Here is an 11,881-nt window from a genome sequence, read left to right as displayed (position 1 = left end):
GCACCTCGCGCGGCCGCGCGCTGGTCACCGCCCGGCAGATCGCCATGTACCTGTGCCGGGAGCTGACGGACCTGTCGCTGCCGAAGATCGGCGCTCAGTTCGGCGGCCGCGACCACACCACCGTCATGCACGCGGACCGCAAGATCCGGGCGCTGATGGCCGAGCGGCGCTCGATCTACAACCAGGTCACCGAGCTGACGAACCGCATCAAGAACGGCTGACGCCGGCCGCGTGCAGGCCCATGAGGGCGCCCCGGGAGTTCTCCGGGGCGCCCTTCGGCGTTCCGGCGGGAAACGTCCACGGGAGAGACGGTTGCTGCGGTGGGGGACGCGGGGAGGCGGCAGCCGCCGGGGGCTGCGGAAGAGGAGCCGGAGGTGAACAGCACGTCGGCCGACGCACGTGGAAGCCCTTGTACGGGCATCGGGAGGGCCGCCGAGCCCGCGATCCGAGCCTCTAAACCCGTCCCCACCCTCTGACCCCCGTGTCCCACCAGCAACCTTGTGTTCGATTCCCCGGCGAGTTACGGCCTCTCTCCACAGATTTCCCGACTTTCTTTCGCCCACAGGGTGGGGACTGCGAAGTTGTCCCAAGCTGCGTCCACAGGGAGGCTGGGGGTTGGACATCTGCCCAGCTCAGAGGGCTGTGGATTCGTGGACGAGCGATCTCCACAGGGTGTGGACAGAGACTCCGTCCACACCCTGTGCGTAACGTTGTCCACGGCTGGCCCCACAGGCTGGGGGCGGTTGTCCCCAGCAGAAGCCAGCTTCTCCACATCACTGTCCACTGTTCGGCAACATCACGGGGCCGGTCACTGCGTCGAGTGAAAGCCGTCACACGAAACTGCCAACAGCCCCTGTGGGAAACGGCGCCAAACCTGGGGACGCAGCTGGGGAGAACTCGCCCTGTCCTGGGGACGGTGTGTGCAGAACTTTCTGTTCTCCACAGATGGGCCAAGTTGTCCACGGGCTCCGCCCACAGGGGCAGTGGATAAAATTTGGGGCCTGACCTGCGAAAACGGGGTTATCCACGGTATCCACAGGCCCTACTACTACTCCCGACTAGAGAGAGCTAGGAATCCGTTTCGAAGCGGGGCCTGTGCACAACTCGCTGTTTCGCCCTCGGCTGCCGCCCGGACCGACTTGACCCCGACCGGCACCTGCTGTCAGCGCGGTGCGTCAGACTGGTCACCGGTGTCCTTCCCCTCGCAACGGGAGGCGACACCGAGTCGGAGGACTCAGAAGGCAACAGCAGGAGGCGGCTTACGGTGAAGATCCGGGTGGAACGCGACGTACTCGCGGAGGCAGTGGCGTGGGCGGCACGCAGCCTCCCGGCCCGTCCGCCGGCGCCTGTCCTCGCCGGCCTGCTGCTGAAGGCCGAGGAGGGCCAGCTCAGCCTGTCGGGCTTCGACTACGAGGTCTCCGCCCGGGTAGGCGTCGAGGCCGAGGTCGAGGAGGAGGGCACCGTCCTGGTCTCCGGCCGGCTGCTCGCCGACATCTGCCGCGCGCTGCCCAACCGCCCGGTGGAGATCTCCACCGACGGTGTGCGGGCCACCGTGGTCTGCGGCTCCTCGCGGTTCACCCTCCACACCCTGCCGGTGGAGGAGTACCCGGCGCTGCCGCAGATGCCGACCGCCACGGGCACCGTCCCCGGCGAGGTCTTCGCGGCCGCCGCGTCCCAGGTGGCCATCGCCGCCGGGCGCGACGACACGCTGCCCGTCCTCACCGGTGTGCGCATCGAGATCGAGGGCGACACCGTCACCCTGGCCTCCACCGACCGCTACCGCTTCGCGGTCCGCGAGTTCCTGTGGAAGCCGGAGAACCCCGACGCCTCCGCGGTCGCCCTGGTCCCGGCCAAGACGCTGCTGGACACCGCCAAGTCGCTCGGCGCCGGTGACAGCGTCACCCTGGCGCTCTCCGGCTCCGGCTCGGGCGAGGGCCTCATCGGCTTCGAGGGCGCCGGCCGCCGCACCACCACGCGGCTGCTCGAGGGCGACCTGCCGAAGTACCGCACGCTGTTCCCGACGGAGTTCAACTCGGTCGCCGTGATCGAGACCGCCCCCTTCGTGGAGGCCGTCAAGCGCGTCGCCCTGGTCGCCGAGCGGAACACCCCGGTGCGGCTGAGCTTCGAGCAGGGCGTGCTGATCCTGGAGGCCGGCTCCAGCGACGACGCACAGGCTGTGGAAAGGGTCGACGCCCAGCTCGACGGCGACGACATCTCGATCGCCTTCAACCCGACCTTCCTGCTGGACGGTCTGAGCGCGATCGACTCCCCCGTGGCCCAGCTCTCGTTCACCACCTCGACCAAGCCGGCGCTGCTCAGCGGCAAGCCCGCGCTGGACGCGGAGGCGGACGACGCCTACAAGTACCTGATCATGCCGGTGCGCCTGAGCGGCTGAGCCGGGCTCCCCGGCACCGGACCGAGTGCGGGACCGGTGGCAAAAGCCCAGGTGGGGGCGTACGTATGAGCGCGTATACCCACAGTTGTGCAGGACGGGTCGCCGTTAGGCTCGGTGCCGGGCACCCACGTGCCCGGCACGCCACACAGCGACCTAAGGATCAACTGATGGAGCTCGGTCTCGTCGGCCTCGGCAAGATGGGCGGCAACATGCGTGAGCGCATCCGCCGCGCAGGCCACACCGTCATCGGATACGACCGCAACGCGGACCTCGCGGACGTCCACAGCCTCGAAGAGCTTGTGGGCAAGCTCAGCGCCCCGCGCGTGGTCTGGGTGATGGTTCCGGCGGGCGAGGCGACGCAGGCGACCGTCGACCGGCTCGGCGAGCTGCTGGAGCCCGGCGACGTGGTCGTGGACGGCGGCAACTCCCGCTGGACGGACGACGAGAAGCACGCCGAGGAGCTGGCGGCCAAGGGCATAGGCTTCGTCGACTGCGGCGTCTCCGGCGGCGTCCACGGCCTGGCGAACGGCTACGCGCTGATGTACGGCGGTGACGAGGAGAACGTCGCCAAGGTGCGGCCCGTCCTCGACGCGCTGAAGCCCGAGGGCGACTTCGGCTCCGTACACGCCGGCAAGGTCGGCGCGGGCCACTTCTCGAAGATGGTCCACAACGGCATCGAGTACGCCATGATGCAGGCGTACGCCGAGGGCTGGGAGCTGCTGGAGAAGGTCGACTCCGTGGAGAACGTCCGCGAGATCTTCCGCTCCTGGCAGGAGGGCACGGTCATCCGGTCCTGGCTGCTCGACCTCGCGGTCAACGCCCTGGACGACGACGAGCACCTGGACGGCCTGCGCGGCTACGCGCAGGACTCCGGTGAGGGACGCTGGACGGTGGAGGCCGCGATCGACAACGCGGTGCCGCTGCCCGCGATCACCGCGTCGCTGTTCGCGCGGTTCGCCTCGCGGCAGGACGACTCGCCGCAGATGAAGATGATCGCCGCGCTGCGCAACCAGTTCGGCGGCCACGCCGTCGAGAAGAAGCCGTAACCAGGCAGAAGAAGTAGTCCACAGGGTCGTTCCGGCGATCCACAGGCTGTTGAGGGAGGTCGGCGAACGACCATGCACGTCACGCATCTTTCGCTGGCCGACTTCCGCTCGTACGCCCGGGCCGAGGTTCCGCTCGGCTCGGGTGTCACCGCCTTCGTGGGCCCCAACGGGCAGGGCAAGACCAACCTCGTCGAGGCCGTCGGCTATCTGGCCACCCTCGGCAGCCACCGGGTCTCCGCCGACGCCCCCCTGGTCCGCATGGGCGCCGAGCGTGCCGTCGTCCGGGCGCAGGTCCGCCAGGGCGAGCGGCAGCAGCTGGTCGAGCTGGAGCTGAACCCCGGCCGCGCCAACCGGGCCCGGATCAACCGGTCCTCGCAGGTCAGGCCGCGTGACGTACTCGGCATCGTGCGGACCGTGCTGTTCGCGCCCGAGGACCTCGCGCTGATCAAGGGCGACCCCGGTGAGCGCCGTCGCTTCCTGGACGAGCTGATCACCGCGCGCGCCCCGCGCATGGCGGGCGTCCGCTCCGACTACGACCGGGTGCTCAAGCAGCGCAACACCCTGCTGAAGTCGGCCGCCCTGGCGCGCCGGCACGGCGGCCGCTCCATGGACCTCTCCACGCTCGACGTGTGGGACCAGCACCTCGCGCGCGCGGGCGCCGAGCTGCTGGCCCAGCGCCTGGACCTCATCGGGGTGCTCCAGCCGCTCGCCGACAAGGCGTACGAGCAGCTCGCCCCCGGCGGCGGTCCCGTCGCGCTGGAGTACAAGTCCTCCGCCCCGGGCACCGCGCACACCCGCGAGGAGCTGGCCGAACAGCTGCTGGGCGCGCTCGCCGAGGCACGCAAGCAGGAGATCGAGCGGGGCGTGACCCTGGTCGGCCCGCACCGCGACGACCTGGTGCTGCGCCTGGGCCGTCTCCCCGCCAAGGGGTACGCCTCGCACGGCGAGTCCTGGTCCTACGCGCTCGCGCTGCGCCTGGCCTCGTACGACCTGCTGCGCGCCGAGGGCAATGAGCCGGTGCTGATCCTGGACGACGTCTTCGCCGAGCTGGACGCCCGGCGCCGGGAGCGGCTGGCCGAGCTGGTGGCGCCCGGCGAGCAGGTGCTGGTGACGGCCGCGGTCGACGACGACGTTCCGCACGTCCTGGCGGGCGCCCGGTACGCGGTGTCCGACGGCACGGTGGAGCCGGTATGAGCGACGGGGACGGGCAGGAGCGCAAGGCGCCGGAGCCGTCCGGTGTCGACCTCGCGCGCGTGGCGCTGCGGGCGGCCAAGGAGCAGGCACGCGCGCGTGGGGACGCGGCGCGGCAGAAGAAGCAGGCGCGGCGCGGCGGTGGCCTGCGCTCCGGCGCGCGGGCGGACGGCCGGGACCCGATGGCGCTGGGCGCGGCGATCAACCGGCTGCTGAACGAGCGCGGCTGGGAGGCCCCGGCGGCGGTCGGCGGCGTCATGGGCCGCTGGCCGCAGATCGTCGGCGAGGACTTGGCGAAGCACTGCGTGCCGCAGCGGTACGACGAGGACGAGCGGGTGCTGTCGGTCTCCTGTGACTCGACGGCGTGGGCGACGCAGCTCCGCCTGCTGGCGCCGACGCTCGTGGCCCGGCTGAACGAGGACCTCGGTCACGGCACGGTCCGGATGATCAAGGTGAACGGTCCGGGCGCCCCGGTGCGCCGTTATGGGCCCCTCCGGGCCCCCGGAAGCGCCGGTCCGGGCGACACCTACGGGTGACGTACCTCACGTCTGACCAGTGCGGCGCAAGGGCACTCCGCAGCCGTACGGGTGTACGGACCGGCGGCCGATCATGGGCGGACCCCCCGATGGACAAGGGCTGACGGCCCGAAGCCCTGAGCGCCGCTGTGAGCCCCTCGCAGCCCCCTTCCCCATATCGGGACCCGGTCGGGGCCGGTTCAGGGCGGCACATGCGTACTCAGGTGCCCGCAAGCCCCCATCATTGTCAGTGCTACCGGTAGACTGGAAGGCGATCCCGCCCCATTCGTGGGGACCGTCCGGGAAAAGCTGAGCAACGCTGATTCAGGGCTTACCAACGCAACATGCCGCAGCCGCTCCGGCAACCCTCCTTCCGGAGGGCGCGCACCCCCAAGGAGCGCTCGTGCTGTGCCAGAAAGGGCGCTTCGTGGCCGATTCCGGCAACCCCAACGAGAACATTCCTTCCACCGACGCCGGCGTCACGGGCGAGGCAGTCGCCGCCTCGTACGACGCCAGCGCCATCACCGTGCTCGAAGGGCTGGACGCGGTCCGCAAGCGCCCCGGCATGTACATCGGTTCCACCGGTGAGCGCGGTCTGCACCACCTGGTGTACGAGGTCGTCGACAACTCCGTCGACGAGGCGCTGGCCGGTCACGCGGACACCATCGACGTGACGATCCTGCCCGACGGCGGGGTGCGCGTGGTGGACAACGGCCGAGGCATCCCGGTCGGCATCGTGGCCTCCGAGGGCAAGCCGGCCCTCGAGGTCGTGCTGACCGTGCTGCACGCGGGCGGCAAGTTCGGCGGCGGCGGTTACGCCGTCTCCGGCGGTCTGCACGGTGTGGGCGTGTCCGTGGTGAACGCGCTGTCCATGAAGGTCGCCGTCGAGGTGAAGACGGACGGCTACCGCTGGACGCAGGACTACAAGATGGGCGTCCCCACGGCGCCGCTGGTGAAGAACGAGGCGACCGAGGAGACCGGCACGTCGGTCACCTTCTGGGCCGACCCGGAGATCTTCGAGACCACGGAGTACTCCTTCGAGACGCTGTCCCGGCGTTTCCAGGAGATGGCGTTCCTCAACAAGGGCCTGACGATCAGGCTCACCGACGAGCGCGAGTCGGCGAAGGCCACGAGCGGCGCGGACGAGGCGGGCGCGGACGAGAAGGCCGAGGTCAAGTCGGTCACGTACCGCTACGACGGCGGCATCGTCGACTTCGTGACGTACCTGAACTCCCGCAAGGGCGACGTCGTGCACCCCACGGTCGTCTCGCTGGAGGCGGAGGACAAGGACAAGAGCCTGTCCCTCGAGGTCGCCATGCAGTGGAACGGCGGATACAGCGAGGGTGTCTACTCCTTCGCCAACATCATCCACACCCACGAGGGCGGCACCCACGAGGAAGGCTTCCGGGCCGCGCTGACCTCCCTGATCAACAAGTACGCGCGCGACAAGAAGCTGCTGCGCGAGCGGGACGACAACCTCACCGGTGACGACATCCGCGAGGGCCTGACCGCGATCATCTCGGTCAAGCTGAGCGAGCCGCAGTTCGAGGGCCAGACCAAGACCAAGCTGGGCAACACCGAGGCCAAGACCTTCGTCCAGCGCGCGGTCTACGAGCACCTCAACGACTGGCTGGACCGCAACCCGGTCGAGGCGGCGGACATCATCCGCAAGGGCATCCAGGCGGCCACCGCGCGTGTGGCGGCCCGCAAGGCCCGTGACCTCACCCGGCGCAAGGGTCTGCTGGAGTCCGGCGCGCTGCCGGGCAAGCTGTCCGACTGCCAGTCGAACGACCCGTCCAGGTGCGAGATCTTCATCGTCGAGGGCGACTCCGCCGGCGGTTCGGCCAAGTCCGGCCGCAACCCGCAGTACCAGGCGATCCTCCCGATCCGGGGCAAGATCCTCAACGTCGAGAAGGCGCGGATCGACAAGATCCTGCAGAACCAGGAGATCCAGGCGCTGATCTCGGCCTTCGGCACGGGTGTGCACGAGGACTTCGACATCTCGAAGCTCCGCTATCACAAGATCATCCTGATGGCGGACGCCGACGTCGACGGCCAGCACATCAACACCCTGCTGCTGACCTTCCTGTTCCGCTTCATGCGGCCGCTGGTCGAGTCCGGGTTCGTGTACCTCTCGCGTCCCCCGCTGTACAAGATCAAGTGGGGCCGGGACGACGTGGAGTACGCGTACTCCGACCGCGAGCGCGACGCGCTGATCGAGATGGGCCGCCAGCGCGGCAAGCGTATCCGCGAGGACTCCATCCAGCGCTTCAAGGGTCTGGGTGAGATGAACGCGGAGGAGCTGCGCGTGACCACGATGGACCCGGAGCACCGCGTCCTCGGCCAGGTCACCCTCGACGACGCCGCCCAGGCCGACGACCTGTTCTCGGTCCTGATGGGCGAGGACGTCGAGGCCCGCCGCCTCTTCATCCAGCGCAACGCCAAGGACGTCCGCTTCCTCGACATCTGAGTCGGTCCCGGCTGACCGCACCAGGGAAGGATCTTCACCAGCAATGACCGACGAAACCCCCGAGTTCATGCCCGAACCGGTGACCCCGGAGGAGGAGACGGGCGAGACCGTCACCCTCCGGATCGAGCCGGTGGGCCTCGACGCCGAGATGCAGCGCTCGTACCTCGACTACGCGATGTCCGTCATCGTGTCGCGCGCGCTGCCCGACGTCCGGGACGGCCTCAAGCCCGTCCACCGCCGTGTGCTGTACGCGATGTACGACGGCGGCTACCGCCCCGACCGCGGCTTCTACAAGTGCGCGCGCGTCGTCGGTGACGTCATGGGTAACTACCACCCCCACGGCGACAGCTCGATCTACGACGCCCTGGTCCGCCTCGCCCAGCCGTGGTCGATGCGCATGCCGCTCGTCGACTCCAACGGCAACTTCGGCTCCCCGGGCAACGACCCCGCGGCCGCCATGCGGTACACCGAGTGCAAGCTGGCACCGCTGTCGATGGAGATGGTCCGCGACATCGACGAGGACACCGTCGATTTCAAGGACAACTACGACGGCCGCTCCCAGGAGCCGACCGTCCTGCCCGCCCGCTTCCCCAACCTGCTGATCAACGGCTCCGCCGGTATCGCGGTCGGCATGGCGACCAACATCCCGCCGCACAACCTCCGCGAGGTCGCGGCCGGCGCCCAGTGGCACCTGGAGCACCCGGAGGCGTCGCAGGAGGAGCTGCTGGACGCCCTCATCGAGCGCATCAAGGGCCCGGACTTCCCGACCGGCGCGCTGGTCGTGGGCCGCAAGGGCATCGAGGAGGCGTACCGCACCGGGCGCGGCTCCATCACGATGCGCGCGGTGGTCGAGGTCGAGGAGATCCAGAACCGGCAGTGCCTGGTCGTCACCGAGCTGCCGTACCAGGTGAACCCCGACAACCTGGCGCAGAAGATCGCCGACCTGGTGAAGGACGGCAAGATCGGCGGCATCGCCGACGTCCGCGACGAGACGTCGTCCCGCACCGGTCAGCGCCTGGTGATCGTCCTCAAGCGGGACGCGGTCGCCAAGGTCGTGCTGAACAACCTGTACAAGCACACCGAGCTGCAGACGAACTTCGGCGCCAACATGCTGGCCCTGGTCGACGGGGTGCCGCGCACGCTGTCGCTGGACGCGTTCATCCGGCACTGGGTGACGCACCAGATCGAGGTCATCGTCCGCCGGACCCGGTTCCGGCTGCGCAAGGCCGAGGAGCGCGCCCACATCCTGCGCGGTCTGCTGAAGGCCCTGGACGCCATCGACGAGGTCATCGCGCTGATCCGGCGCAGTGAGACCGTCGAGATCGCCCGCGGCGGCCTGATGGACCTCCTCGCGATCGACGAGATCCAGGCCAACGCCATCCTCGAGATGCAGCTGCGCCGACTGGCCGCCCTGGAGCGCCAGAAGATCGTCCAGGAGCACGACGAGCTCCAGGCGAAGATCAACGAGTACAACCGCATCCTCGCCTCCGAGGACCTGCAGCGGCAGATCGTCCACGACGAGCTGGCCACCATCGTCGAGCGGTTCGGCGACGACCGGCGCAGCACGCTGGTGCCCTACGACGGCGACATGTCCATCGAGGATCTGATCGCCGAGGAGGACATCGTCGTCACCGTCACGCGCGGCGGTTACATCAAGCGCACCAAGACGGACGACTACCGGGCGCAGAAGCGCGGCGGGAAGGGGGTGCGGGGCGCGAAGCTGAAGGAGGACGACATCGTCGACCACTTCTTCGTCTCCACCACGCACCACTGGCTGCTGTTCTTCACCAACAAGGGCCGGGTCTACCGGGCCAAGGCGTACGAGCTGCCCGACGCCGGCCGGGACGCGCGCGGCCAGCACGTGGCCAACCTGCTCGCCTTCCAGCCGGACGAGGCGATCGCGGAGATCCTGGCGATCCGCGACTACGAGGCGGCGCCGTACCTGGTGCTGGCGACGAAGGCCGGCCTGGTCAAGAAGACCCCGCTGAAGGACTACGACTCGCCGCGCTCCGGCGGTGTCATCGCCATCAACCTGCGGGCGGGCGAGGACGGCACGGACGACGAGCTGATCGGCGCGGAGCTGGTCTCCGCCGACGACGACCTGCTCCTCGTCAGCCGGAAGGCGCAGTCCATCAGGTTCACCGCGTCGGACGACACGCTGCGCCCGATGGGCCGTGCCACCTCCGGTGTGAAGGGCATGAGCTTCCGCGAGGGCGACGAGCTGCTGTCGATGAACGTGGTGCGGCCGGGTACGTTCGTGTTCACCGCGACGGACGGCGGTTACGCCAAGCGGACAGCCGTCGACGAGTACCGCGTCCAGGGACGTGGCGGTCTGGGCATCAAGGCTGCCAAGATCGTGGAGGACCGGGGTTCGCTCGTCGGCGCGCTGATCGTCGAGGAGAGTGACGAGATCCTCGCCATCACCCTCGGCGGCGGTGTGATCCGTACGCGCGTCAGCGGAGTCAGGGAGACGGGCCGTGACACCATGGGCGTCCAACTGATCAACCTGGGCAAGCGCGATGCCGTGGTCGGCATCGCTCGCAACGCCGAAGCGGGGCGTGAGGCGGAGGAGGTCGACGGCGAGATCGTCGTCGACGAGACCGCCGAGGTCACCACGATCGCCACGGACGAGGGTGAGGCGCCCTCGGCCGAGTAGCACGAGGAGTGAATCACGTGAGCGGAGCCACGGGCGCCGGATCGGCCGGTACCTCCCCGGGTACGGAAACGGACGGCGGCGGCCGTGGCTCCGCCGCGCAGGCGGCCTCCGCCGATGCTTCTTCTGCTTCTACTCCTGATTCTTCGAGTTCCCAGGGGGGAACCGTGACGGACACCCGTGGTGCGCGGGCCGACACCGGTACGACCGAGGGCATGGCGGCCTCCCCGCTGCCCGGTGAGCGCGGCCCCGAGCAGCCGGCCGGGCCCTACCACCCGCCGCAGGCGTACGCGGCCCAGCCGCCGGCCGGGGCGGTACGCCGTCCGCGTACGGGGGTCGGCACGGCGCCGCGCACCCGCAAGGCGCGGCTGCGGGTGGCCAAGGCGGACCCGTGGTCGGTGATGAAGGTCAGCTTCCTGCTCTCCATCGCGCTCGGCATCTGCACGATCGTGGCGTCGGCGGTGCTGTGGATGGTGCTGGACGCGATGGGCGTGTTCTCCACCGTGGGCGGCACGATCTCGGAGGCGACCGGGGCGACCGAGGCGACCGGCTTCGACCTCCAGTCCTACCTCTCGCTGCCGCACGTCCTGATGTTCGCGACGATCATCGCGGTCATCGACGTCGTCCTGGCCACGGCCCTGGCGACGCTGGGTGCCTTCATCTACAACCTGTCCGCGGGCTTCGTGGGCGGCGTCGAGCTGACCCTCGCGGAGGACGAGTGAGGGTGCCTCCCGCCTCGGTCGACGATCCCCCGACAACCGATTTTGGGACTGCCCCGGTCGTGCGCTAATCTTCAGGAGTCAGCGCGCGGGACACACCCCGCGAAGCGGGCGGGGCTATAGCTCAGTTGGTTAGAGCGCATCCCTGATAAGGATGAGGCCACAGGTTCAAATCCTGTTAGCCCCACATGCGAAAGACCCCCGGTCCACTTGGGCCGGGGGTTTTTTGACACCCACGGTCCATGCCCACGGGGGCGGTCAGTCGATCAGCGGGTCTTCCGGCAGCTCCGCGAGCAGCGCGACGGCTTCCCGCTCGTACTGATCAGTCAAGAGCGTCGGTGTCAGCCCGGACAGCATTCCGTCCAGCTGCTCGTCCTCCAGGACGAGGACCGGCGGATCTGCGCTCTTGACGGTCAGCTTCGCCGCGTCCACGACGGAGATCATGGGTCGTACGGACACCTCGTATCCCCAGGGCGTGGACACGGCACGGGAAAATCTTCGAGCCTCGGACCGGCTGGCGCCGATGTGCTTGCTGGGGGCGCCGTTCGCGGACATTTCTCGGTCTCCGTACATGGGTCGATCACCCCATAGAGCGCCCACCGTTGGAGCGGTGCCTGCGGCGAGGGATCGGCCGGACGCACCCGTCGCCCCTGCGGCGCCACTTCTTCCAGGAGATCTTGTAACCCCACGAGCCGTACTGCAAGTGACCGTACTTGTGCGTCGCGATGTTGTGGGTGTTGGGGGGAAGCCGGACGCCAGGGGTGTGCCGGCTCGGGGCGTCCGTCGCACGGGGTGCGGAAGCTTCTGCCCGCCGCGCACGCGCCGTTCCCGACCCCGTGAGGCGGCCGCGCACGCAAAGGACCCGATCGCTGGCGACGGGGGATGCACCAGC

Annotated in this window: 9 protein-coding genes and 1 tRNA gene; 9 read left to right on the top strand and 1 reads right to left on the bottom strand. The window is 69.4% G+C overall.

Annotated elements, in window-relative coordinates; all coding sequences use genetic code 11:
- The 9 genes from CCN33_RS01810 to CCN33_RS01765 all read left to right on the top strand — a co-directional run.
- Window positions 1–221: helix-turn-helix domain-containing protein (locus CCN33_RS01810; RefSeq protein WP_279628136.1), on the top strand; the 221-nt coding region annotated here is incomplete at its 5' end.
- A gap of 1,043 nt (window positions 222–1,264) precedes the next feature.
- Window positions 1,265–2,395 carry a DNA polymerase III subunit beta gene (dnaN, locus tag CCN33_RS01800; protein ID WP_030806004.1) on the top strand — a complete coding sequence of 377 codons (1,131 nt, stop codon included), beginning with the start codon at window positions 1,265–1,267 and terminating at the stop codon, window positions 2,393–2,395.
- Between the two features lie 167 nt (window positions 2,396–2,562).
- Window positions 2,563–3,441 carry a phosphogluconate dehydrogenase (NAD(+)-dependent, decarboxylating) gene (gene gnd, locus CCN33_RS01795; RefSeq protein WP_086690353.1) on the top strand — a complete coding sequence of 293 codons (879 nt, stop codon included), beginning with the start codon at window positions 2,563–2,565 and terminating at the stop codon, window positions 3,439–3,441.
- A gap of 72 nt (window positions 3,442–3,513) precedes the next feature.
- Window positions 3,514–4,635: a DNA replication/repair protein RecF gene (recF, locus tag CCN33_RS01790; RefSeq protein ID WP_086690351.1), complete on the top strand. Its 1,122-nt coding sequence runs from the start codon at window positions 3,514–3,516 to the stop codon at window positions 4,633–4,635.
- A complete protein-coding gene (locus CCN33_RS01785; RefSeq protein WP_086690349.1) occupies window positions 4,632–5,168 on the top strand; it encodes a DciA family protein in 537 nt (178 codons plus the stop codon). The genes recF and CCN33_RS01785 overlap by 4 nt, the downstream gene beginning before the upstream one ends.
- Before the next feature lie 406 nt (window positions 5,169–5,574).
- A complete protein-coding gene (gene gyrB, locus CCN33_RS01780; RefSeq protein ID WP_208621632.1) occupies window positions 5,575–7,617 on the top strand; it encodes a DNA topoisomerase (ATP-hydrolyzing) subunit B in 2,043 nt (680 codons plus the stop codon).
- 43 nt (window positions 7,618–7,660) lie between these two features.
- Window positions 7,661–10,273, top strand: a complete 2,613-nt coding sequence (gene gyrA, locus CCN33_RS01775; protein ID WP_425275819.1) for a DNA gyrase subunit A — start codon at window positions 7,661–7,663, stop codon at window positions 10,271–10,273.
- Between the two features lie 17 nt (window positions 10,274–10,290).
- Window positions 10,291–10,992, top strand: a complete 702-nt coding sequence (locus CCN33_RS01770; protein WP_086690345.1) for a DUF3566 domain-containing protein — start codon at window positions 10,291–10,293, stop codon at window positions 10,990–10,992.
- 110 nt (window positions 10,993–11,102) lie between these two features.
- A tRNA-Ile gene (locus CCN33_RS01765) sits at window positions 11,103–11,176 on the top strand.
- 71 nt (window positions 11,177–11,247) lie between these two features.
- On the opposite strand, the gene CCN33_RS31445 is transcribed toward CCN33_RS01765, so the two are convergent.
- Window positions 11,248–11,544 carry a hypothetical protein gene (locus CCN33_RS31445; RefSeq protein WP_140394447.1) on the bottom strand — a complete coding sequence of 99 codons (297 nt, stop codon included), beginning with the start codon at window positions 11,542–11,544 and terminating at the stop codon, window positions 11,248–11,250.
- Window positions 11,545–11,881 lie beyond the last annotated feature (337 nt).

Source organism: Streptomyces recifensis (assembly GCF_002154615.1).
GTDB classification, from domain to species: Bacteria; Actinomycetota; Actinomycetes; order Streptomycetales; family Streptomycetaceae; genus Streptomyces; species Streptomyces griseoluteus.
This window is presented reverse-complemented; position numbering and strand designations above follow the sequence as displayed.

Excerpts from the sequence above, each read along its gene's own strand:
- gnd (WP_086690353.1), top strand. The coding sequence starts at position 2,563 with ATGGAGCTCGGTCTCGTCGGCCTCGGCAAGATGGGCGGCAACATGCGT.
- recF (WP_086690351.1), top strand. The coding sequence starts at position 3,514 with ATGCACGTCACGCATCTTTCGCTGGCCGACTTCCGCTCGTACGCCCGG.
- CCN33_RS01785 (WP_086690349.1), top strand. The coding sequence starts at position 4,632 with ATGAGCGACGGGGACGGGCAGGAGCGCAAGGCGCCGGAGCCGTCCGGT.
- gyrA (WP_425275819.1), top strand. The coding sequence starts at position 7,661 with ATGACCGACGAAACCCCCGAGTTCATGCCCGAACCGGTGACCCCGGAG.
- CCN33_RS31445 (WP_140394447.1), bottom strand. The coding sequence starts at position 11,544 with ATGTCCGCGAACGGCGCCCCCAGCAAGCACATCGGCGCCAGCCGGTCC.